This window comes from Rhizobium sp. LEGMi-198b (assembly GCF_054114205.1).
In genome coordinates this window covers 48,950-71,720 of record NZ_JBSYVH010000004.1, presented here as the reverse complement: position 1 = coordinate 71,720, position 22,771 = coordinate 48,950, and the positions used below count along the sequence as shown (strand labels likewise).

Below are 22,771 nucleotides of genomic sequence, written 5' to 3'. Positions count from 1 at the left end.
GTCAGCCCTTCCATCCGCGCACGCGCTCGACCAAGGCGGCGACATCGGATGGATCGGCCTGCGGCGTGATGCCGTGGCCAAGATTGAAGATCAGCGGACCATGGCCGAGATGCTGCAGAATATCGTCAATCCCATCGCTAAGAGCCTTACCGCCGGCAACGACACGCATCGGATCGAGATTGCCCTGCACCGGCCCTTCCTGTTGCAGCTCCCTCGCAAAGCTTAGCGGCACCGACCAGTCGAGACCGATCGCATCGGCTCCTGTCTTCTGCCGGTAGGTTTTCAGCAGATAGCCCGCGCCCTTGGCAAAGGCGATGATCCGCGCCTGCGGCCGCCGTGCCTTGACCGAAGCGATCATTCTGGCAACCGGCTTGATGGCAAAAGCCTCGAACTCCGTTTCACCGAGCACGCCCGCCCAGGAATCGAAGATCTGCACTGCATCCGCGCCAGCATCGATCTGCGCCACCAGGTAGTCAGCGGAAATATCGGCAAGCAGCATCAACAGATGCTCGAATGCCTTTGGATGCCGGTAGGCGAAAAGCCGGGCAGGGGCCTGATCCGGTGTGCCATGGCCGGCGATCATGTAGGTCGCGACCGTCCAGGGCGCACCGCAGAACCCGAGCAGCGTCGTCTCCTCGGGCAGTTCGCTCCGCAGCCGCCGTACCGTCTCCATCACCGGAGCCAGATGATCAATGACGCCGTCGGTCTTCAACGCCGCAATACCGGCTTCGTCGATCGGATCCATCTCGGGACCATGCCCCTCGGTAAAACGCACATTGCGTTTCAGCGCATCAGGGATCACCAAGATATCGGAGAACAGGATTGCAGCGTCAAAGCCATACCGCCGGATCGGCTGCAACGTCACTTCGACCGCATGTTCAGGGGTATAACAGAGCTCGAGAAAGCTCCCGGCCTTTGCCCGTGTCTCCCGATACTCCGGAAGATAGCGGCCAGCTTGGCGCATCAGCCAGAGAGGGGGAGGGGTCAGCGTTTCACCACTGAGCACTCTCATGATCTTCCGGCGTTCATCGCTCAAAGACGTCATCCCATTTAAAAACCAAACATATATCTAAGGTTTCTATTTCTTAGAGTCGGTGACTATCAAGGATTAAAATCCATCCACGGCCGATCCAAAATGTCGCGCATCCATCAAGATCCGGCAAAGAGATCGGCTGGAGCGCCGGATATGTGGAAAAAGTAAAACTTAGATCAATCTTTTGAAGGGTTTGGCTTGCCTTTTATTTCAGGCCTGTCTGGGGATAAAATGGGGAGGCTGGCTGAAAGCCGCAAATTATCCACATTGCCCACAATCTCCGGCGAAGCGTCCCCGGCCAAATTCGAAATGTGGAAAAGTCGGCGGTTTTCCACTTGCCCCCGACCGGCCGCTTCCCGTACCTCTCTTCTCTCCCGACATATCAACAGGCAATGGAAAGTAGCGTGGAAAACCGGACAAGCTTCTTTCATCTGCATCTGATTTCTGACTCAACCGGCGAGACTCTGATCTCCGCGGGCCGCGCCGCCTCGGTGCAATTCCATGCCAGCCAGCCGATCGAACATGTCTATCCCCTGATCAGGAACCGCAAGCAGCTCCTGCCGGTTCTGGAAGCGATCAACCATAGTCCCGGGATAGTCCTTTATACGATCGTCGACCGTGAACTTGCCGATTTCATCGCCGAGCGCTGCCGCGAGATGGGTGTGCCCTGCGTCAATGTCCTCGAGCCGGTAATGAATGTCTTCCAGACCTATCTCGGAGCGGCGTCCCGTCGCCGGGTCGGTGCCCAGCATGTGATGAATGCCGATTATTTCGCCCGCATCGAAGCGCTGAACTTCACCATGGATCACGATGATGGACAGATGCAGGATGATTATAATGACGCCGATGTCGTCATCATCGGCATCAGCCGGACATCGAAGACGCCGACCAGCATCTATCTTGCCAACAGAGGCATCAAGACGGCCAATATTCCGATCGTCCATGGTGTGCCTCTGCCCGAGAGTTTGATCCGGGCGACCAAACCGCTGATCGTCGGGCTGGTGGCGACCACTGATCGTATTTCGCAGGTTCGCGAAAACCGTATCCTCGGGGCGACGGCCGGTTTCGATCGTGGCGACTATGTCGATCGCGCGGCGATCTCCGAGGAGCTGAAATATGCCCGCTCGCTCTGCGCCCGGCACAATTGGCCTGTCATCGATGTCACCCGCCGCTCGATCGAAGAGACCGCGGCCGCCATTGTTGCCCTCCGCCCGAAGCTGCGCTAAGCGCTGGATACCAAGATTCCCGAGGTTTATCCGATATGACAGCACCGCTCATTCTTGCCTCTTCCAGCCCGTTCCGGCGGATGCTGATGCAAAATGCCGGTCTGCATTTCCAGGCGGTGGCGGCTCAGATCGATGAACGCGCGATCGAAGCGCCGCTGGAGCAGGATGGCGCCGGGCCGGATGCCGTGGCGCTGGTGCTGGCCAAAGCCAAGGCGAAAGAGGTGAGCGATCGTTTCCCCGGCGCGCTCGTCATCGGTTCGGATCAGACGATGTCGCTCGGCGATGAAGTCTTTCATAAACCGAAAACGATGGCGGACGCCGAAAACCACCTGCGAACCCTATCCGGCAAGACCCATCGTTTGAACAGTGCCATCGCACTGGCGCGCAACGGCGACATCATCTGGGAACATGTGTCCCATGCGGAATTGACCATGCGCGATTTCTCGCCCGATTTTGTCCACCGTCATCTGAGCCGTGTCGGCGAGAAGGCGCTGTCGAGCGTCGGCGCCTATCAGCTTGAGGCTGAGGGGATACAGCTTTTCTCGAAAATCGACGGGGATTACTTTACCATCGTCGGATTGCCGATGCTGCCGCTCCTTCAGCAGCTTCGCGAATTGGGAGTAATCGATGGGTGATTCACGTGAAACATTTGGCCCCAACGCCTTCGTTACGGGCTATCCCATCAAGCATTCTCGCTCGCCTTTGATCCATGGCCATTGGCTTCGCACACTCGGTCTCGCCGGCAATTATCGTGCGCACGAGGTCTCGCCGGATGATTTCCCGGCCTTCATCGCTTCCTTGAAGGACGGTTCGAGCGGCTTTGTCGGCGGTAATGTGACGATCCCGCACAAGGAGACGGCATTCAAGCTGGCGGATCGCCCGGATGAATTGTCCGAGGAGCTCGGTGCTTCGAACACGCTCTGGCTTCAGGACGGCTTGCTGCATGCGACCAACACGGACGGCCGCGGTTTCACGGCTAATCTGGATGAGCGCCATCCCGGTTGGGATCGTACCGGGCGGGTAGTGATCCTGGGTGCGGGCGGCGCCAGCCGCGCCGTCATCCAGGCGGTGCGCAACCGCGGCATTCAGGAAATTCACGTCGTTAATCGCACTGTCGAGCGGGCACGGGAACTGGCCGATCGCTTCGGCGAGCGTGTCCATGCCCATCCGATGGCGGCGCTGGATGAGGTGATGCGAGGTGCCGGTCTCCTCGTCAATACCACTTCGCTTGGCATGGACGGTGAGGCGGCGCCGCGGATTGATTTTTCGCCGCTGGCCGAAAATGCCGTTGTCACCGATATTGTTTATGTGCCGCTGAAAACGCCGTTGCTGGCTCAGGCGGAAGAACAAGGCTTCGCCACAGTCGACGGGCTTGGCATGTTGCTGCATCAGGCTGTGCCGGGTTTTGAAAAATGGTTCGGCGAGCGTCCGGTGGTCGATGAGGCGCTCCGGGCGCTGATCATCGCCGATATGGAAAAACACTGATGATCCGCATTGGACTGACCGGATCGATCGGTATGGGAAAATCGACGTCGGGCAAGCTCTTCGCCGAAGCGGGCATCCCCGTGAATGATGCCGACGCGGTCGTGCATGATCTCTATAGTGGCGAAGCTGTGCCCTTGGTCGAAGCTGCGTTTCCGGGAGCAACAAAGAACGGCACCGTCGACCGGCAGGAGCTGGGCCGCAAACTCGCGTCCGATCCCTCCGGGTTCAAGCGACTTGAGGCCATTGTTCATCCGCTGGTGCGGCAGCGCGAACGAACGTTTCTCAAACGTCAGCGTGCCGCTGGCGCCGATATCGTCGTGCTCGATATCCCCCTGCTGTTCGAGACCGGCGCCAATGAGCGGGTGGACAAGATCGTCGTTGTCAGTTGCGATCCACAGATTCAACGGGAAAGAGTGCTTGCCAGGCCGGGCATGACTGAGGAAAAATTCGCCATGATTCTCTCCCGCCAGACGCCGGATGCGGAGAAGCGGGCGCGGGCCGATTATGTCATCGACACCGGCGGCAGCATCGATGCGGCGCGGGAGCAGATAAAAGACATCATAGCCGACCTGCGGCAGCGATCGGCAGACAACGGATCTGCAGGCGGAGAGCCCTAATATGCGCGAAATCATTTTCGATACGGAAACGACCGGCCTCGACAACAGGGCCGACCGGGTCATCGAAATCGGTGGTATCGAGCTCTTCAATCACTTTCCGACCGGCAAGACCCTCCATCTCTATATCAATCCCGGCGACCGCAAAGTCCATCCGGACGCGCTTGCCGTGCACGGCATCACCGACGAATTCCTGAAGGACAAGCCGTCCTTTGCCGATGTCGCCGATGAAATCCTTGCCTTTTTCGGCGAAGCCAAGTGGATCGCCCACAATGCGACTTTCGATATGGGTTTCGTCAATGCCGAATTCGCGCGGCTTGGTCGGCCGCCGATCCTACCCGATACGGTGATCGACACGCTGGCCATGGCCCGGCGCAAACATCCGATGGGGCCGAACTCACTGGATGCACTCTGCCGGCGCTATGGCATCGACAATTCCCACCGCACCAAACACGGCGCGCTTCTCGACTCTGAATTGCTGGCTGAAGTCTATATCGAGATGATCGGCGGCCGGCAGACGGCCCTCGGTCTCGGCAGCATCAACGGTTCCGCACTGTCGCGTCAGGTCGACGATGCCGACGAGATCGTTGCGGATATCCTGGTGCGACCGACGCCGCTGGCGAGCAGATTGAGCGAGGCCGAGCTGGAAGATCACGCCGCGCTGATCGCCAAGCTTGGCGAAAAAGGCATCTGGTCGAAATATCGCGCCGCGAATTGAAAACATACTCTAAGCCCAAAAGAAAATGCCCGGATCGAAATCCGGGCATTTTTGTTTCTATCGATGGAATGGACCGAAGGCTTAGTTCGGAACCGCTTCGACCTGGGCGCGGGCCTGTTCTTCGGCGACACGCTGGGTGAACATCTGCGCGAAATCGATCGGGTCGATCATCAGCGGCGGGAAGCCGCCATTGCGGGTGACGTCGGCGATGATCTGACGGGCGAAGGGGAAGAGCAGGCGCGGGCACTCGATGAAGAGCAACGGCAGCATGTGTTCCTGCGGGAAACCGGTGACGCGGAAGACGCCGCCATAGACCAGCTCGGTGTGGAAGAGAACCCGCTCGCCATCCTTGGCTTCGGCATTCAGCGTCAGCACGACGTCGAAATCCGATTCCGACAGCGGATTGGCGTTGACGTTGACATTGATGTTGATGTCGGGAGCATTTTCCCGGGCCTGCAGCGAGCGCGGAGCACCAGGATTTTCGAAGGAAAGATCCTTGGTGTATTGAGCAAGGATGGAAAGGCTCGGGCTGGCTGCGCCGTTGCCGCTGTTCTCGTTGGCCATGGGGGTTTCCTCTGACGTCAATGGGTGTCGCCATCTAGCATTTCGAATAAGGGCTTACAACCCTTGAGGCTTCGGCCATCTTTGGCCGCTGTTGCCTACTCTTCAAGGCGCTTTTTGTCAGACCAAGGCGAGTTGCGGTTGGGCTCGCGATGAAAATCGGTTTCGTCCAGATCGACGACATGCCCGGGTCCGCGCGGCCCTGTTTGCGGGCCGGAAGCCGAACTCGGGCCTTGGCCGGCGCCCCGTCTGAAGGCACGCGAACTGCCCAGAACGACGATGCGTTTACGCAGGACCGTCCAGGCGAACTCACGCACGGCCGGAATGAAGAGCAGCAAACCGATAATATCAGAGATGAAGCCGGGTAGCATCAGCAGGAATGCGGCAACGACGATCATGGCGCCATGCACCATTTCGCGTCCCGGATCGCCGCCATTGCGGCTCTCGGCGGAAATGCGCTGCAGGATACCGATGCCCTGGATTCTGAGAAGAGCGGCACCCAGGAGGGCGCTGAGGATCACCAGCCCCAATGTCGCCCAGACGCCGACCATCTTGCCGACGATGATGAAGCCAGCGATTTCGGCAAGCGGCATCAGAAAGACGAAGACAGGTACGAGGGATAGGCGCATGTTAATGTGTCCTGGAAGCGGTGCTTATACGCTTAGCGTTAGTCTATCGCGCATAATAAAGATACCGGTCCGCTATTTGAATGATAGATCGATGCGGACTATATGGGGATTGAAACTCTCAATTTTAACGGCGGTTCCGATACGAGATGGGTGCAAACGACTTTGTGACGATCTTTTTCCTGGTGGCAGCGGTGCTGATCTTCTTCCAGCTCCGTAGCGTCCTTGGCCGCCGTACGGGGAACGAGAAGCCGCCGCGCGATCTCTACGGTTCCCCCGATTCGGCTACGGGTCCGACCGTACCGGATGCCGGCAAGGTAGTGACCCTGCCGCGCCGCGATGCAGCCGAGGATGAAGATCGTTTTGCGGCCATCGACGCCTTTGCGGCAGCCGGCACGCCGCTCAACGATTCGCTGCGCGAATTGAGCAAGGCCGATCCCAGCTTCAATCCGAAGGAATTCGTCAATGGCGCCCGCATGGCCTATGAGATGATCGTCATGGCCTTTGCCGATGGCGATCGCAAGGCGCTGAAGGGCCTGTTGTCGCGCGAGGTTTATGAAGGCTTCGATGCCGCCATTACCGAGCGCGAAACCAAGGGCGAAAAGGTAAAGTCCACCTTTGTCGGCATCGACAAGGCCGATATCGTCACCGCCGAGATGAAGGGGACGGAAGCCTTCGTGACGATGCGCATCGTCAGCCAGATGATTTCGGCGACCTACGATAAGGCCGGCACGCTGATCGACGGCGACGCCGAGGCCGTTGCCGAAATCAGCGATCTCTGGACCTTTGCCCGCGACAGCCGTTCGCGCGACCCGAACTGGAAACTCGTGGCGACCGAATCCGAACAATGACGACCCCATCGCAGGATTTCAGGCTTGAGCCGGCAACCTTCGCCGATCTGAAGGGCTGGAAGGACGACGATCCTTCCAGCCTTTTTCGTGCCATGAAGGACTGCCGAGCCTATATCAGGGACACCAAACCGTACCGCACCGGTGCAGCCGGGCTGACCGCGAACGACCTCCTGACCCTGCTCGACGATGCAGAAGGCTACGCGCCCAAGGACGCTGCCGAGGCCCGCGCCTTTTTCGAAGAACGCTGCCTGCCCTTCTTCATTCGCCGCGGCGACGGCGCCAGAGGTTTCGTAACAGCCTTCTATGAGCCGGAGATTGCAGTCTCCGCAACGCCGGACGAGACCTATCGCTATCCCTTCTATCGCCGGCCGGACGATCTGATCGATCTCGACGACACCAACCGGCCTGCGGATCTCGATCCATCCTATATGTTCGGTCGTCTCGATAACGGCGCCGTCTCTGCCTATCCGGACCGCGGCGAGATCGATCGTGGTTACCTGGAGGGCAGGGGCCTGGAGATCGCCTGGGCGAAGTCCAAAGTCGACGTCTTCTTCGTGCATGTGCAGGGCGCGGCGAGATTGCTCTATTCCGATGGACGCATGGGCCGCATCACCTATGCCGCCAAGGCCGGCCATCCCTTCTCGGCCGTCGGCCGCCTGCTGATCGAACGCGGCGCGCTCGACCGCGCGACGATTTCGATGCAGACGATCCGCGATTGGCTCTATGCCCATCCGCAGGAAGTCGATGAAGTCCTGTCGCACAACAGGTCCTACATCTTCTTCCGCGAGGCCAATGTCAGCGATCCCGCGCTCGGCCCGATCGCAGCGGCGAAAGTGCCGTTGGTTGCGGGCCGTTCGCTGGCGGTCGACCGGCTGATCCACACCTTCGGCTTTCCTTTCTTCATCCAGTCGGAAAGCTTGACGCACCTCGACGGCGGCAAACCTTTCGGGCGGCTGATGCTGGCGCTCGATACCGGTTCGGCGATCGTCGGCTCGGCGCGCGGGGATATCTTTACCGGTTCCGGCTACGATGCGGGAGAGCTTGCCGGTACCGTGCGCAATGATGCGGATTTTTATATATTGGTTCCGAAGGCGGCAGCTCAGAGGTTCGGCTGATGGCTTCAGAACGACAGACCAAGGAACGAAAGCTCAGCACGGACGAGCGCATTCTCTGGGGCAAGGTGGCGAAAAGCACTCGGCCAATGCCGGAACGGCTCGCCGATATCGAAGCTTTCGACGAGGTTCTGGCGGCAGAGGCACGGGCGGAGGAAACCGCACGTGCCGAGAAGGAGAAAGCTTCGGCAGCATCCCGAGATCCGCAAATTCCGCCGCCACCGGCCAAACCGCCTTCCGGCGCGCACCATCCGCTGGAGCGGCCGGTCAAGCGTAAGATCGCCAAGGGCCGGCTGGCGCTGGAAGCGCGGATCGACCTTCACGGGCTGATCCAGAGCGAGGCGCACGCCATGCTCCTCGATTTCCTTTTCCGCGCGCATCAGCGCGGCCTTCGCCATGTGCTAGTCATCACCGGCAAGGGCAGTTCCATGGGCAGCGAGGGCGCCTTGAAGCGTGCCGTGCCGATGTGGTTCTCCAAGCCGGAATTCCGGTTCCTGATTTCGTCCTATGAGACGGCCGCGCAGCATCATGGCGGCGACGGTGCCCTCTATATCCGCCTGTCGCGACTGAAAGGCGAGAAGCTGTGACCCCCTTTGGCGAAGCGGTGAGGAAGCTCCGGGCGCGCAAGGGTGTCTCGCAGAAGGAAATGGCTGCGGCGCTGAATGTGACTCCGGCTTATTTATCCGCCTTAGAACATGGAAAGCGCGGCACGCCGACTTTCGATCTCCTGCAGCGCATTGCCGGATACTTCAATATCATCTGGGACGAGGCGGAGGAATTGTTCCTCTTGGCACGCTTTTCCGACCCGCGCGTCGTCATCGACACCTCGGGCCTGGCGCCGGAATATACGGCCTTTGTCAATCGGTTGGCGGGCCGGATTCGCAGCCTCGATGCGGCAACGATCGGGGAGTTGTCCGAGCTTCTCGAAAATGCCGGCAAAAGCGGCTGAAAACCGCCTTAATCCCCTGCTTTATGCCTGATATGAGGGGCCTTCCATTTGGAAGTTCGGGGCGAAACATCCTATATTCAGGGAAAGAAAAACCGCTGATTCGGTAGAGATCGGCAGGGTTCTCTAAAACACTGGAAAGACTTCAATATATGACCGATACATCCGTAACCGAAAACGGCGGCAATGCCGAGTATGGCGCAGATTCCATCAAGGTTCTGAAGGGCCTTGATGCCGTGCGCAAGCGCCCCGGCATGTACATCGGCGACACGGATGACGGTTCGGGCCTGCACCACATGGTCTATGAGGTTGTCGACAACGCCATCGACGAGGCGCTGGCCGGCCATGCGGACATCGTTACGGTGACGCTCAATCCCGATGGTTCGGTGACCGTCACCGACAACGGCCGCGGCATCCCGACGGATATTCACACTGGCGAAGGCGTTTCCGCAGCCGAGGTCATCATGACCCAGCTACACGCCGGCGGTAAATTCGACCAGAACTCCTACAAGGTCTCCGGCGGCCTGCATGGCGTCGGCGTTTCTGTCGTCAATGCCTTGTCCGTCTGGCTGAAACTGAAGATCCGCCGTCAAGGCAAGATCCATGAAATGAGCTTCACCCACGGCGTCGCCGACGCGCCGCTCAAGGAGACGGGTGATGCCGGCGCCGAGACCGGCACCGAAGTCAGCTTCATGCCGAGCTCGCAGACCTTTACCATGACGGAATTCGACTATGCGACGCTGGAACATCGCCTGCGCGAGCTTGCGTTCCTGAACTCCGGCGTCCGCATTCTTCTGACCGATAAGCGTCATTCCGACATCAGGCAGGAAGAGATGATCTATGACGGAGGCCTTGAGGCTTTCGTCGCCTTTCTCGATCGCGCCAAGAAGCCGCTGGTCGAAAAGCCGGTATCCATCCGTGGTGAAAAGGATGGCATCACCGTCGAAGTGGCGATGTGGTGGAACGACAGCTACCATGAAAACGTGCTCTGCTTCACCAACAACATCCCGCAGCGCGACGGCGGCACGCATATGGCGGGCTTCCGTGGCGCGCTGACACGTCAGATCACCTCCTATGCCGATACTTCCGGCATCACCAAGAAGGAAAAGGTGACGCTGACGGGCGACGATTGCCGCGAAGGTCTGACGGCGGTGCTTTCGGTCAAGGTTCCGGACCCGAAATTCTCCTCGCAGACCAAGGACAAGCTGGTGTCGTCGGAAGTGCGGCCGGTGGTCGAAAGCCTTGTCAACGAGGCGCTGAACACCTGGCTCGAAGAACATCCCGCCGATGCGAAGGTGCTGGTCGGCAAGGTCGTCGAAGCCGCCGCCGCCCGCGAAGCCGCCCGCAAGGCACGCGAACTGACCCGGCGCAAGGGCGCGCTGGATATCGCTTCTCTCCCCGGCAAGCTTGCCGACTGCTCCGAACGCGATCCGGCCAAGTCCGAAGTCTTCCTGGTCGAGGGTGACTCGGCAGGCGGTTCGGCCAAGCAGGGCCGCTCGCGCGAAAACCAGGCGATCCTGCCGCTGCGCGGTAAGATCCTCAACGTCGAGCGCGCCCGCTTCGACAAGATGCTGTCGAGCCAGGAAATCGGCACGCTGATCACCGCACTCGGCACCGGCATCGGCAAGGACGAGTTCAACGCCGACAAGCTGCGCTATCACAAGATCATCATCATGACGGACGCCGACGTCGACGGCGCCCATATTCGCACGCTGCTGCTCACCTTCTTCTTCCGGCAGATGCCTGATCTTATCGAGCGCGGCCATCTCTATATCGCTCAGCCGCCGCTCTATAAGGTGACGCGCGGCAAGTCGGTGCAATATGTGAAGGACGAGAAGGCGCTGGAGGAATATCTGATCGGCCAGGGTCTCGATGATGCCAGCCTGCGTCTCGGCACCGGTGAGGTTCGCGCCGGCCAGGATCTGCGGGAGGTCATTTCGGACGCCCTGCGTCTGCGCACGCTGCTCGACAATCTGCATTCGCGTTATAACCGTTCCGTCATCGAACAAGCGGCGATTGCCGGCGCTCTTAACGCCGAACTCGTCAGCAACCAGGCGCGTGCCGAAAGCCTGGTAAATGATGTCGCCAACCGGCTCGATATCATTGCCGAAGAAACTGAACGCGGCTGGACCGGCGGGCTCACCAGCGAAGGCGGCTTGCGTTTCGAGCGCATGGTGCGGGGCGTCAAGGAAGTCGTCGTTCTCGATATGGCGCTGATCGGCTCGCAGGACGCGCGCCTTATCGATCAGCTCGCCTCGCGCCTCAAGGAGATCTATAACCTGCCGCCGAAGCTCGTTCGCCGCGACGGCGAAACCGAGATTTCCGGTCCGCGCATGCTGTTGGAAACCATCTTTGCCAGCGGCCGCAAGGGTCTCACCATGCAGCGCTACAAGGGTCTTGGCGAAATGAATGCCGAGCAGCTTTGGGAAACGACGCTCGATCCGAACGTCCGTTCGCTGCTGCAGGTCAAGGTCGCCGATGCGACCGATGCCGACGGTTTGTTTGCCCGGCTCATGGGCGACGAGGTGGAACCCCGGCGCGAATTCATTCAGGACAACGCGCTGAGCGTCGCCAACCTCGATATTTGATCGCCAACTTAAGCAATCAAAAAAGGCCTGCCTGAAGATCAGGCGGGCCTTTCCGTTTTAAGATCAATTACTTGGCGATGAAGGTGCCGTTAAAGGCGACTTCGGAAAGGGGCTTGCGGTGGTTCGGCACTTCGCGTTCCCTCAGCTTCTCCGGAAGCTGATCCCTGTCGCCAATCTTGCCGATCGCAACGGCCGCCTCGACGCGGAAGCCTTCCGGAATGCCGAGAACTTCATAGGATTTCTCGACATGGAAACCGCCCATGCCGTGCGCTGCGTAGCCGGCTAGGTGCGCCTGCAGCGCCAGGAAGCCCCAGGCTGTACCAGTGTCGAAGGAGTGGCTGTAGTTGGGCTTCTGCTCGGCGGAGCCGAGTTCGCCATTGTGGGTGCGCGAAACGACGAAAAGCAGCGCCGCGGCGGATTTCGCCCAGCTCTGGTTGAACTCGATCAGGAGATCGAGGAATTTCTCCCAGTTTTCCGAGCCGCGCAGTGCGTAGACAAAGCGCCAAGGCTGCAGATTGGAGGCGGACGGCGCCCAGTGGGCGGCTTCCAGAATGGTCAGGAGATCGGCCTCCGGCATGGTTTCGCTGGAGAAGGCACGCGGCGACCAACGGTCGAGAAAGAGCTTGTCGATCGGATATTGCGATTCGCGGGTATTGCTGGACGTCATGGGATTCTTTCCATCTGAGGGAGGCAGTCGCGGACCGTTGGGAGCGGACGAAGCGACTGGCCTTGGAGGATGCGAAGCGAACCTATACCCCGCTTGCGTTCGCAGTCCAGACCACGTCGAGCTCTTCGCGGAAAGCAAATCGCTTGAGGTGATCGGCCACCACATTCTGCATGCGCTCGAGATCCTGTGGATTTTCGACGTGCAGGGTCATCAGCAAAGCGGAAGCATCGGCCGAAAACTCGACGGAGGTTTCGGGGCTGAACGGCACTTTGCCGGCGGTTTCGTTGAATTCGACGGTGAATTTGTGACTCCAGTGCTTGCAAAGCTGCTGCAGATAGCGACTGGCATGGTCGGTTTTCACGGAAGAAACGGAAGTAGGCATAGGGGGCTCCGATAACTGGAATATAGGAGGCAAGTTTATAGTCGTATCCGGCGCTGCCCGGTAGACAGTCTGTTTCAACATTACGTTATTTCGGTGAAATCCGATTTCGCTATGATCGCGCCCAACAGAACGCGCGCGAATTGGAGACAGAACCTTGCTGGTGAACGGAAAGTGGATGGAAGACTGGCAGCCCGTCCAGGCCAAGGATGAAAAGGGCGGCTTCGTTCGCCAGACGTCGAGTTTCCGCAACTGGGTGACAACGGATGGGCGACCAGGCCCGACGGGTGAGGGTGGTTTTGCAGCCGAAGCCGGCCGTTACCATCTCTATGTCGCGCTGATCTGCCCCTGGGCCTCGCGCACGCTCATCGGCCGCAAGCTGAAGGGTTTGGAAGAGGTCATTTCCGTATCGGTGGTCGAGCCGGCCTTGAGCAAGCAAGGCTGGCGGTTCGGCGATTACCCCGGCGCGACCGACGATCCGGTCAACGGCGCCAGCTATGTGCACGAAATCTATACGAAGGCCGATCCGCTCTTCTCCGGCCGCGCTACCGTGCCGGTGCTTTGGGACAAACGGAAGGGCACGATCGTCAACAACGAATCCGCCGATATACTGCGCATGTTGAACGACGGTTTCGGCGATCTCGCCAGCCACGCGATCGACCTTTATCCGGCCGGCCGGCGCGAAGATATCGATGCTTTCAGCGCCCGCATCTATCCGGTCCTCAACAATGGTGTCTACCGCACCGGTTTTGCAACGACGCAGATCGCCTATGAAGAAGCCTTCCGCGATGTGTTCGATTGCCTCGATTGGGTTGAAGGCGAACTGGAGGGCAAGGACTTCCTCTTTGCTGAGCACCCGACCGAAAGTGACATCAGGCTTTTCGTGACCCTCGTTCGCTTCGATCTTGCCTATCACGGCCTGTTCAAATGCAATCTCCGCCGCCTGTCGGACTATGCCAACCTCCAGGCCTTCTGCCGTCGCATGCTCGATTGGCCCGGCATCGCCGAGACCGTCAGCTTCGACCATATCAAGCGCGGCTATTACTCCATCGCGGCGCTCAATCCGACTGGAATTGTGCCGGCTGGCCCTGCGCTCGACGAGCTTTTCTGATACTCGACCGCCTCAGAAAACCGGTCTAAGGTCGCCTCGTTCTGACGAAGTGTGGAGGCGGTCATGGATTGGGAGGAGTTTCGGCGCTGGTCGGAAAAGGCGGCGGATTGGGGGGCGGACTATCGCGCATCGCTCCGCGACCGGCCGGTGCGGGCCCAGACGAAGCCCGGCGAAATCGCAGCGCATATCGCGGATTCTCCGCCCGAATCCGGCGAAGCGATGGAGGATATCTTCAAGGATTTTGAGGATATCCTCGTTCCCGGCATGACGCACTGGCAGCACCCGCGCTTCTTCGCCTATTTCCCCGCCAATGCCGCCCCGGTCTCGGTCGTCGCCGAATATCTCGTCAGCGCGATCGCCGCCCAATGCATGCTCTGGCAGACCTCGCCTTCCGCCACAGAGCTGGAAACCAAGGTGGTGGATTGGCTGCGCCAAGCGCTTGGATTGCCCGAGGGCTTCACCGGCGTCATCCAGGATTCCGCCTCGACGGCGACGCTGGCAGCGGTTCTGGTCATGCGCGAACGAGCGCTCGGCTGGCAGGGCAACAGCCAAGGGCTTGCGGCGAACAAAATCATCCGCATCTATTGCACCGATCAGGTCCATACGTCGATCGATCGCGCCATCTGGATATCCGGCATCGGCGCGGAGAACCTGGTCCGTATCCCTTCCATCGGCCCGAACCACGCTATGGATACCGAGGCGCTCGCTGCTGCGATCGAACAGGATCGCGCGGCGGGCCTGCTGCCGGCCGGCGTCATCGCGTGTGTTGGCGGCACGAGTATCGGCGGCTGCGATGATATTGCAGCGGTCGCCGAAGTCGCACACGCCCAAGGGCTCTATGTGCATGTCGACGCAGCCTGGGCCGGCTCGGCCATGATCTGCCCCGAATTCCGGGCGTTGTGGCAGGGCGTCGAACAGGCCGATTCCATCGTCTTCAATCCGCATAAATGGCTTGGTGCGCAGTTTGATTGCTCCGTCCAGTTCATCCGCGAGCCGGAATCCCTGGTGCGGACGCTGGCAATCCATCCGGAATTTCTGCGTACCCATGGTCACGATGGTATCATCAATTATTCCGAATGGTCGGTGCCGCTCGGCCGCCGCTTCCGCGCGCTGAAACTGTGGTTCCTGCTGCGCTATCACGGTCTCGAAGGCTTGCGCACGATGATCCGCAACCATGTCGCCTGGTCCGAGACCTTGGCAAAGCGTCTGGCCGCCGAGCCGGATTTCGAGATCGTCACCCAGCCGTTCCTGTCGCTCTTCTCCTTCGATCACAAAGCACCCGCCGGTACAGAACAGGAAAGCCATACCCAGCGCCTGATTGCCGCCATCAACAATGATGGCCGCATCTATCTGACGCAGACGCGGGTCGATGGCAGGCTGGTCATTCGCTTTCAGGCCGGACAGTTCGAGACGACGGCGGAAGACGTCGATATCGCCTTTGCCACCATTGTCGAAATCGCGCGCTCGTTGCCATCGTCATAGGAACGCCGTTGTTCCGGTGCAGGCGAGCAAGACATGTTAGGCCAGAAATCGATGGGTGACACTGATGAATAATTCGTTCATATATGGTGAAACCAATCTCATCTTTGAAAATGCAGGGAAGGAAGACCTATGAAATTGTTGCGTGTTGGCGATGCCGGCAAGGAAAAGCCGGCGCTTCTGGATAGCGACGGCAAGATCCGCGATCTCTCCGCGCATGTCGCCGATATCGGCGGCGAGGCGATTTCGCCTGCCGGCCTGGCGAAGATCGCCGCGCTCGATCCGAAGAGCCTGCCGGAATTGGCGGAAGGCCGTATCGGCGCTTGCGTCGCCGGCACCGGCAAGTTCATCTGCATCGGCCTGAACTTCTCCGACCATGCCGCCGAAACCGGCGCCACCGTGCCGCCGGAGCCGATCATCTTCATGAAGGCAACTTCTGCCATCGTCGGCCCGAACGACAACGTGCTGATCCCGCGCGGCTCGGAAAAGACCGATTGGGAAGTCGAGCTCGGCGTGGTCATCGGCAAGACGGCGAAATACGTCAGCGAGGCCGACGCATTGGATTATGTCGCCGGTTACTGCGTTTCCCACGACGTCTCCGAACGCGGCTTCCAGACTGAGCGTTCGGGACAGTGGACCAAGGGCAAGTCCTGCGACACCTTCGGCCCGATCGGCCCCTGGCTCGTCACCAAGGACGAAGTCGCCGATCCGCAGAAGCTTGGCATGTGGCTGAAGGTCAACGGCCAGATGATGCAGAACGGCTCGACCAAGACCATGGTCTATGGCGTCGCCTACCTCGTCTCGTATCTCAGCCAGTTCATGTCGCTGCATCCGGGCGATGTCATCTCCACGGGCACGCCTCCGGGCGTCGGCATGGGCATGAAGCCGCCGCAATATCTGAAGCCCGGCGACGTCGTGGAGCTCGGCATGGAAGGTCTCGGCACGCAGCGCCAAACCTTCCTGGCTGACGCTTGATGAACGTGCACGATCAGGAACTTTAACGTTTTGAGACCATTATTGATGCCGGAGAGACGATTCTCCGGCATTTTTACATGCGCAAGATTCCGAAAGGGTTATGTTGCCCTGCAACAAAAACTGATAGTCTCGATAGAAAGAGCTTCATGGACGAGGCGCGCGCTGGGGGTAGCGTTCTCGTCTGATCACCTCGAAAGGTAATGATTTTATGTTTTATCAGCTTTATGAACTCAATCATGCCGCCCTCGCACCCTTCCGCGCCGCTGCCGACATGATGCGCCTGGCCTATGCCAATCCGCTAAACCCTCTGTCCCATACGATGCTTGGCCGCACCTTGACGGCAAGTCTCGAAGTCTTCGAGCGCACCACCCGCCGCTACGGCAAGCCGGAATTCGGCCTGCCTGAAACCTCGATCGAAGGAAAGCCGGTCTCGGTCTACGAAAAGATCGTCTGGAACAAGCCCTTCTGCAATCTCATCCATTTCGAGCGCAGCCTGCCCGCCGGCCATGGCAGCGATCCGCGCATCCTGATTGTCGCGCCGATGTCGGGTCACTATGCGACGCTGCTGCGCGGGACGGTAGAAGCGCTGCTACCTAATGCCGATATCTACATCACCGATTGGATCGATGCCCGCATGGTGCCGATGACCGAAGGCACCTTCGATCTGGAAGATTACATCGATTACGTCATCGAGATGCTGCATCATCTCGGGCCGGACACCCATGTCATTGCCGTCTGTCAGCCCTCCGTGCCGGTCCTGGCCGCAGCCGCAGTGATGGAAGCGGCCGGCGATCCGCTGTCGCCCTCGTCGATGACGCTGATGGGTGGTCCGATCGACACGCGCATCAACCCGACGGCAGTAAACCAGCTTGCCAAGGACAGGCCGCTCGAATGGTTCGCCGACAATGTCGTCATGAACGTGCCCTGGCCGCAGCCTGGTTTCATGCGCCCGGTCTATCCCGGTTTCCTGCAGCTCTCCGGCTTCATGTCGATGAACCTCGACCGGCACATGATTGCGCATAAGGACTTCTTCATGCACCTCGTCAAGAACGACGGCGAGCCGGAGAAGCACCGCGATTTCTATGACGAATATCTGGCGGTCATGGATCTGACGGCGGAATTCTACCTGCAGACCGTTGATCAGGTGTTCATAAAGCACGCGCTGCCGAAGGGTGAGCTGACGCACCGCGGCCAGCGCGTCGATCCGACGGCGATCCGCAATGTCGCCCTATTGACGGTCGAAGGCGAAAACGACGATATTTCCGGTGTCGGTCAAACCAAGGCGGCGCAGACCATCTGCACCAACATTCCCGACGATATGCGGATGCACTACCTGCAGCCGGATGTCGGCCATTACGGCGTCTTCAACGGTTCGCGCTTCCGTCGCGAAATCGCGCCGCGCATCGTCGCTTTCACCCGCGAACATAGCCGCACCGGAAAGCCAGTGGTCAAGCGTGTGATCAAGGGCGGCAAATCGGCCTGAAATTGCAAATAATTAGCTTTTGTTGAATTATTGGGCCGGATTCAAGGGCTTGTCCGATTTTCCCAGTAAAAGCCATTGAAGGCTCACGAAGAGGTTACCATCTCGATTCCAGCGGTTCGGCATGTGGCCGGGCCGCCTTACTGCGAGGATACCTCACGATGAACCACCAGTCAGCATTGCTTCGCCCGGATTGGACTCCGGCTACCATTGCCCTGATGATACTTGGCTTCGTGGTCTTCTGGCCTCTGGGTCTCGCCATGCTTGCCTATATTCTCTTCGGCGAACGCCTGAGAGATTTCAAACGGGATGTGAACCAGAAGGCCGACGGCATGTTTGCCGGCTGCGGCCGCCACCGCGGCCGTTATCGCCAGCATTTCTCCACCGGCAATGTCGCCTTCGACGATTGGCGCCGGGCAGAGCTGGAGCGCCTCGAAGAGGAGCGCCGCAAACTCGATGAAATGCGTGCCGAGTTCGACACCTACGTCCGCGAACTGCGCCGCGCCAAGGATCAGGAAGAGTTCGACCGTTTCATGCGCGACCGTAACAACGTCAAGCGCAACGATGACAACGGCCCGGCTTCCGAATTTAAAACGCCGTAATTACAACAGCTTTTCCAGTCAAAACCGGCATCCGGCGATGCCGGTTTTTCTTTGCCAGAAACCCCAGCGAATCGTATAAAACTGCTTTTCATGTTTCCGCTTTCGTCCAGATCCCGCCGACCTGTTCCCAAGCCGCCCGCGCCGGAAACGCGCACCTTGGACGTGGCCGGCCGGCTGATGCCCCTGACGATCCGCCAGCATGAGCGGGCAACGCGGATCACGCTCAGGATCGAGCCCGGCGGACGGGCGCTGAAGATGACCATTCCGCGTGGCCTCGCCGCCCGCGAGGTCAATGCCTTCCTCGACCGGCATCAGGGCTGGCTGCTGACCAAGCTTGCGAAATTCGCCACCCAGGCAAATCTTCAGAGCGGCAGCGAAATCCTTCTGCGCGGTATCCGCCATCGCATCGAGCATACCGGCAGCCTGCGCGGCCTGACCGAGGCTGTTATCGCTGACGGTTTGCCGGTGCTGCGTGTCAGCGGCCTGCCGGAACATGCCGGCCGGCGCATCGCCACCTTCCTCAAGAAGGAGGCCCGCGCCGATCTGGAAAAGCTGGTGGCGTTGCACGCGAAAGCGATCCGCGCCACGGTCTCCTCCATCAGCATGAAGGATACCCGCAGCCGCTGGGGTTCCTGCTCCTCGGGCGGAAATCTGAGCTTCTCCTGGCGCATCGTCATGGCGCCGCCGCTGGTGATCGACTATCTCGCCGCCCACGAGGTCGCGCACCTACGCGAAATGAACCACGGCCCGCGCTTCTGGGCCCTCTGCCGCAAGCTCTGCCCCGACATGGACGAAGCCAAGGCCTGGCTGAAGCGTCATGGCAGCCAGCTGCACGCGATCGATTTTGATTGAGCAGGCCGCGGAAGGCGGCTGAACTTCCTCATTCGACGGCGTTGTCAGGCGCAGCAATGCGGATGGGACGTGTTCCAATCTGCGCGCCGGTTGCCCGGTCGATGGTGACGGGATCGATTTCGGTACCCGTCTCGGCGTCGAAAAACCGGGTCACATCATTGCAGGGGCGATGCTTCCGCCCCCATGCTCCAATCGCAAACAGCACGGGAAGGAAGTCCTGGCCCGCCTCTGTCAGCACGTATTCATCGCGCGGAGGCCGCTCCGAGTAGCGTCGCTTTTCCAGCAGACCATCTTCCGTAAGCGCGGCCAGTCGGGCAGTCAGCATTGTCGGCGCGATGCCAAGGCTCTTGCGAAATTCGTCAAAGCGAGTGAGCCCCGTATGGGCGTCCCGCATGATCAGCATGCTCCACGCATCGCCTACCAATGCAAGGCTGCGGGCGATGAGGCATGGCTGGTTCGAAAGATTCTTCATGTCGATATCTTTTTGATAGTGACTTACTACTGAATTGATAGTAACAGGTTGTTCGTTGATGTTCCATGCCAAAATGAAAGCAGAGACAGATGAGCAAGATAGAAAGCGGCGTCGCCCTGGTTACGGGCGCTTCCTCCGGTATCGGGTTGGTGACTGCGCAAGCGTTGCGACGCGCTGGATACAGAGTGTTTGGAACCAGCCGCAAGCCCATGCCGGATACTCCGGACGGAGTTGCCATGCTGGTATGCGACGTTACCGACGAGGAATCGGTGCAAAGGGCGGTAGATGAGATATTCGCCCGCGCAGGACGGATCGATCTTCTCGTCAACAATGCCGGGATCGGATTGCTTGGCGGAGCCGAGGAATCCTCTGCCGCGCAGGCGAAGGCTCTGTTCGAGGTGAACTTTTTCGGCGTCCTGCGGATGACGAATGCAATCCTTCCAGTGATGAGACGTCAGCGCAAAGGCAGGATCATCAACATGAGTTCCATCCTTGGGCTGATCCCCGCTCCCTATAACGCGCTTTACGCATCGACCAAGCACGCGATCGAGGGCTATTCCGAATCCCTTGACCACGAGGTCCGAACACAAGGCATCCGTGTCGTGCTCGTGGAGCCCGGTGTCACCCGTACGTCCTTCGAGGAGAACCTGACGCGACCGGATCATCCGCTTCCGTTATACGATACGGCTCGCACCAATGCAGAGAAACTGATGCGCGAGATTATTGGGACGGGTGATGCGCCGGAGGTCGTCGCCGGCATGGTGCTGAAAGCCGCGAGCGCCGCATCGCCGAAGAGACGCTACACTGCAGGCAAGGCAGCGGGACAGATCCGTTTCATACGCCGCTTCCTGCCGGAGTCTTTCGTCGACAAGAACCTTCGCAAGTTTAGCAGACTTCCCGCCTGATCACTTGATCGTCGGGCGGCACTCAAGGTCCGACGGTCATTATTTGGAAACGAAAGCTAGTTCTCATGAAAGCATTGCTTGGGTGCGCCCTACGCCGATAAGCCCATGCTGCCCATTGCTTCCGAACAGCGTAAAATTCCCCGCGCGTCGCCTTTAGGCTCGACTCTTTTGCAATTTCGTGTCACTTCGCTGCCATGAACCCCGATGTCAAAATTTGTGGCCTGAAGACGCCGGAAGCGGTGGACCGCGCTCTGGAGCGCGGGGCTACCCATATCGGTTTTATTTTCTTCGAAAAGAGCCCGCGCTATATCGAGCCCGATCTGGCCGGACAACTGGCGGAACGCGCGCGCGGCAAGGCGAAGATCGTTGCCGTCACGGTCAATCCCACGAATGACGATCTCGACGAGATCATGTCGCTGGTGAAGCCGGATATGCTGCAGCTCCATGGCAGTGAAAGCCCGGAGCGTGTGCTGACGATCAAAGCGGTCTATAATGTCCCCGTCATGAAGGCCATGGCGGTGCGCGATGCCGGCGATCTGAAGCGGGTGGAATCCTATATCGGCATTGCCGACCGGTTCCTGTTCGATGCTAAGCCGCCGGCCGGTTCGGAGCTGCCGGGCGGAAACGGCGTATCCTTCGATTGGAGCCTGATGAGCTGGCTCGACGATCGGGTGGATTACATGCTGTCTGGCGGTGTGAACAAGGACAATGTCGCTGAGGCGCTGGCATCCACCAAGGCCACCGGTATCGATCTTTCCTCCGCCCTCGAAAGTGCGCCGGGCGTGAAGGATCTCGGGAAGATCGACCAGTTTTTCGACGCTTTTACAGAAGCATGTCTGCCGGAACCGGCAGCAGGGAGTAGAGAGTGAACCAGACGCCCAAACCCAATTCCTTCCGCGCCGGCCCCGACGAGGACGGCCGTTTCGGCATTTATGGCGGCCGTTTCGTAGCCGAAACGCTCATGCCACTGATCCTGGATCTGCAGGAGGAATGGAACAAGGCGAAGAACGATCCGACCTTCCAGGCAGAGCTGAAATCGCTCGGCGCCCATTATATCGGCCGCCCGAGCCCGCTCTACTTCGCTGAGCGCCTGACGGCCGAGCTTGGCGGCGCCAAGATCTATTTCAAGCGTGAAGAGCTGAACCACACCGGCTCGCATAAGATCAACAATTGTATCGGCCAGATCCTGCTCGCCAAGCGCATGGGCAAGACCCGCATCATCGCCGAAACCGGCGCCGGCCAGCATGGCGTCGCCTCCGCAACGGTGGCCGCCCGCTTCGGATTTCCCTGCGTCGTCTACATGGGCGCAACCGACGTCGAGCGCCAGGCGCCGAACGTTTTCCGCATGAAGCTGCTCGGCGCCGAGGTGATTCCGGTCACCGCCGGCAGCGGCACGCTGAAGGACGCCATGAACGAAGCCCTTCGCGATTGGGTCACCAATGTCGACGATACCTATTACCTGATCGGCACGGCCGCCGGCCCGCATCCCTATCCGGAAATGGTCCGCGACTTCCAGTCGGTGATCGGCACGGAAGCCAAGCAGCAGATGCTTGAGGCCGAGGGTCGCCTGCCGGATCTCGTCATCGCTGCCGTCGGCGGCGGTTCGAACGCCATCGGCATCTTCCATCCCTTCCTCGATGACGAGGACGTCAAGATCGTCGGCGTCGAAGCCGGCGGCAAGGGTCTGCAGGGCGACGAGCATTGCGCCTCGATCACCGCCGGCTCGCCGGGCGTCCTGCATGGCAACCGCACCTACCTGCTGCAGGATGGCGACGGCCAGATCAAGGAAGGACATTCGATTTCAGCCGGCCTCGACTATCCCGGCATCGGCCCGGAACATTCCTGGCTGAATGATATCGGCCGCGTCGAATACGTGCCGATCATGGACCATGAGGCGCTGGAAGCCTTCCAGACGCTGACGCGCCTCGAGGGCATCATTCCGGCACTCGAGCCGAGCCATGCGCTTGCCGAAGTCATCAAGCGCGCGCCGAAGATGGGCAAGGACGAGATCATCCTGATGAACCTCTCCGGCCGCGGCGACAAGGACATCTTCACCGTCGGCAAGATTCTGGGAATGTGAGTTAGACGC

At 59.8% G+C, this 22,771-nt stretch carries 25 protein-coding genes; 19 read left to right on the top strand and 6 right to left on the bottom strand.

The genetic code is table 11. The features are described from left to right. Position 1: 1 nt before the first annotated feature. Positions 2-1,036: a uroporphyrinogen decarboxylase gene (gene hemE / locus ACXHXG_RS16860; RefSeq protein WP_104824927.1), complete on the bottom strand. Its 1,035-nt coding sequence runs from the start codon at positions 1,034-1,036 to the stop codon at positions 2-4. Positions 1,037-1,437: 401 nt separating this feature from the next. Here hemE and ACXHXG_RS16855 point away from each other — a divergent pair, with 401 nt between their 5' ends. From ACXHXG_RS16855 to dnaQ, 5 genes are read left to right on the top strand one after another with little or no spacing between them, the layout of a single operon-like run. Beyond that, positions 1,438-2,259 (top strand): pyruvate, water dikinase regulatory protein, encoded by an 822-nt coding sequence (locus ACXHXG_RS16855; RefSeq protein ID WP_457900053.1) that lies wholly within the window; start codon positions 1,438-1,440, stop codon positions 2,257-2,259. 35 nt (positions 2,260-2,294) lie between these two features. Continuing rightward, on the top strand, positions 2,295-2,894 hold the full coding sequence (locus ACXHXG_RS16850) for a Maf-like protein (protein WP_457900052.1): 600 nt from the start codon (positions 2,295-2,297) through the stop codon (positions 2,892-2,894). Beyond that, entirely contained in the window at positions 2,887-3,744 is an 858-nt protein-coding gene (locus tag ACXHXG_RS16845) for a shikimate dehydrogenase (protein WP_457900051.1), read from the top strand. Before ACXHXG_RS16850 ends, ACXHXG_RS16845 begins: the two co-directional genes overlap by 8 nt. Continuing rightward, positions 3,744-4,361 carry a dephospho-CoA kinase gene (coaE, locus tag ACXHXG_RS16840; protein WP_457900050.1) on the top strand — a complete coding sequence of 206 codons (618 nt, stop codon included), beginning with the start codon at positions 3,744-3,746 and terminating at the stop codon, positions 4,359-4,361. Before ACXHXG_RS16845 ends, coaE begins: the two co-directional genes overlap by 1 nt. A gap of 1 nt (position 4,362) precedes the next feature. Beyond that, positions 4,363-5,076: a DNA polymerase III subunit epsilon gene (dnaQ, locus tag ACXHXG_RS16835; RefSeq protein WP_457900049.1), complete on the top strand. Its 714-nt coding sequence runs from the start codon at positions 4,363-4,365 to the stop codon at positions 5,074-5,076. 81 nt (positions 5,077-5,157) lie between these two features. On the opposite strand, the gene secB is transcribed toward dnaQ, so the two are convergent. Together secB and ACXHXG_RS16825 are read right to left on the bottom strand one after the other, a co-directional pair. Then, entirely contained in the window at positions 5,158-5,640 is a 483-nt protein-coding gene (gene secB, locus ACXHXG_RS16830) for a protein-export chaperone SecB (protein WP_104821435.1), read from the bottom strand. A 95-nt stretch (positions 5,641-5,735) separates the two neighbouring features. Next, complete coding sequence (locus ACXHXG_RS16825) at positions 5,736-6,266, bottom strand: FxsA family protein (protein WP_285170035.1); 531 nt, start codon at positions 6,264-6,266, stop codon at positions 5,736-5,738. A gap of 146 nt (positions 6,267-6,412) precedes the next feature. Between ACXHXG_RS16825 and ACXHXG_RS16820 the strand changes: the two genes are divergently transcribed. The 5 genes from ACXHXG_RS16820 (at position 6,413) to gyrB (ending at position 11,760) form a co-directional block, all read left to right on the top strand. After that, complete coding sequence (locus tag ACXHXG_RS16820; RefSeq protein WP_457900048.1) at positions 6,413-7,114, top strand: Tim44/TimA family putative adaptor protein; 702 nt, start codon at positions 6,413-6,415, stop codon at positions 7,112-7,114. Next, complete coding sequence (mltA, locus tag ACXHXG_RS16815; RefSeq protein WP_457900047.1) at positions 7,111-8,229, top strand: murein transglycosylase A; 1,119 nt, start codon at positions 7,111-7,113, stop codon at positions 8,227-8,229. Before ACXHXG_RS16820 ends, mltA begins: the two co-directional genes overlap by 4 nt. Beyond that, positions 8,229-8,813, top strand: coding sequence for a Smr/MutS family protein (locus tag ACXHXG_RS16810; protein ID WP_457900046.1), 585 nt, complete (start codon positions 8,229-8,231; stop codon positions 8,811-8,813). Before mltA ends, ACXHXG_RS16810 begins: the two co-directional genes overlap by 1 nt. After that, complete coding sequence (locus ACXHXG_RS16805; RefSeq protein ID WP_285170033.1) at positions 8,810-9,175, top strand: helix-turn-helix domain-containing protein; 366 nt, start codon at positions 8,810-8,812, stop codon at positions 9,173-9,175. Before ACXHXG_RS16810 ends, ACXHXG_RS16805 begins: the two co-directional genes overlap by 4 nt. Positions 9,176-9,324: 149 nt before the next feature. Further along, positions 9,325-11,760, top strand: coding sequence for a DNA topoisomerase (ATP-hydrolyzing) subunit B (gyrB, locus tag ACXHXG_RS16800; protein WP_104821441.1), 2,436 nt, complete (start codon positions 9,325-9,327; stop codon positions 11,758-11,760). 67 nt (positions 11,761-11,827) lie between these two features. On the opposite strand, the gene ACXHXG_RS16795 is transcribed toward gyrB, so the two are convergent. Both ACXHXG_RS16795 and ACXHXG_RS16790 read right to left on the bottom strand, forming a co-directional pair. Continuing rightward, positions 11,828-12,427: a nitroreductase family protein gene (locus ACXHXG_RS16795; RefSeq protein WP_457900045.1), complete on the bottom strand. Its 600-nt coding sequence runs from the start codon at positions 12,425-12,427 to the stop codon at positions 11,828-11,830. Positions 12,428-12,509: 82 nt separating this feature from the next. Then, positions 12,510-12,809 (bottom strand): DUF2218 domain-containing protein, encoded by a 300-nt coding sequence (locus ACXHXG_RS16790; protein ID WP_457900044.1) that lies wholly within the window; start codon positions 12,807-12,809, stop codon positions 12,510-12,512. 154 nt (positions 12,810-12,963) lie between these two features. Between ACXHXG_RS16790 and ACXHXG_RS16785 the strand changes: the two genes are divergently transcribed. The 6 genes from ACXHXG_RS16785 (at position 12,964) to ACXHXG_RS16760 (ending at position 19,305) form a co-directional block, all read left to right on the top strand. Further along, positions 12,964-13,917 (top strand): glutathione S-transferase family protein, encoded by a 954-nt coding sequence (locus tag ACXHXG_RS16785; RefSeq protein WP_457900043.1) that lies wholly within the window; start codon positions 12,964-12,966, stop codon positions 13,915-13,917. A gap of 63 nt (positions 13,918-13,980) precedes the next feature. Beyond that, complete coding sequence (locus tag ACXHXG_RS16780; RefSeq protein WP_457900042.1) at positions 13,981-15,399, top strand: pyridoxal phosphate-dependent decarboxylase family protein; 1,419 nt, start codon at positions 13,981-13,983, stop codon at positions 15,397-15,399. A 129-nt stretch (positions 15,400-15,528) separates the two neighbouring features. Further along, positions 15,529-16,371: a fumarylacetoacetate hydrolase family protein gene (locus ACXHXG_RS16775; RefSeq protein ID WP_104821446.1), complete on the top strand. Its 843-nt coding sequence runs from the start codon at positions 15,529-15,531 to the stop codon at positions 16,369-16,371. A gap of 208 nt (positions 16,372-16,579) precedes the next feature. Next, positions 16,580-17,854 carry a polyhydroxyalkanoate depolymerase gene (gene phaZ, locus ACXHXG_RS16770; protein ID WP_457900041.1) on the top strand — a complete coding sequence of 425 codons (1,275 nt, stop codon included), beginning with the start codon at positions 16,580-16,582 and terminating at the stop codon, positions 17,852-17,854. Positions 17,855-18,012: 158 nt separating this feature from the next. Continuing rightward, on the top strand, positions 18,013-18,453 hold the full coding sequence (locus ACXHXG_RS16765) for a DUF2852 domain-containing protein (RefSeq protein ID WP_104821448.1): 441 nt from the start codon (positions 18,013-18,015) through the stop codon (positions 18,451-18,453). Between the two features lie 90 nt (positions 18,454-18,543). After that, a complete protein-coding gene (locus ACXHXG_RS16760) occupies positions 18,544-19,305 on the top strand; it encodes a M48 family metallopeptidase (RefSeq protein WP_457900040.1) in 762 nt (253 codons plus the stop codon). A 28-nt stretch (positions 19,306-19,333) separates the two neighbouring features. On the opposite strand, the gene ACXHXG_RS16755 is transcribed toward ACXHXG_RS16760, so the two are convergent. Further along, a complete protein-coding gene (locus ACXHXG_RS16755; RefSeq protein ID WP_104821450.1) occupies positions 19,334-19,777 on the bottom strand; it encodes a winged helix-turn-helix transcriptional regulator in 444 nt (147 codons plus the stop codon). 89 nt (positions 19,778-19,866) lie between these two features. Between ACXHXG_RS16755 and ACXHXG_RS16750 the strand changes: the two genes are divergently transcribed. From ACXHXG_RS16750 to trpB, 3 genes are all read left to right on the top strand, one after another. Next, the gene (locus ACXHXG_RS16750) at positions 19,867-20,682 is read left to right on the top strand and encodes an oxidoreductase (RefSeq protein WP_104821451.1); all 816 of its coding nucleotides are present in this window, start codon (positions 19,867-19,869) and stop codon (positions 20,680-20,682) included. A 194-nt stretch (positions 20,683-20,876) separates the two neighbouring features. Further along, positions 20,877-21,551, top strand: coding sequence for a phosphoribosylanthranilate isomerase (locus tag ACXHXG_RS16745; protein WP_104821452.1), 675 nt, complete (start codon positions 20,877-20,879; stop codon positions 21,549-21,551). Beyond that, a complete protein-coding gene (gene trpB, locus ACXHXG_RS16740; protein ID WP_457900039.1) occupies positions 21,548-22,762 on the top strand; it encodes a tryptophan synthase subunit beta in 1,215 nt (404 codons plus the stop codon). The genes ACXHXG_RS16745 and trpB overlap by 4 nt, the downstream gene beginning before the upstream one ends. Positions 22,763-22,771: the final 9 nt, after the last annotated feature.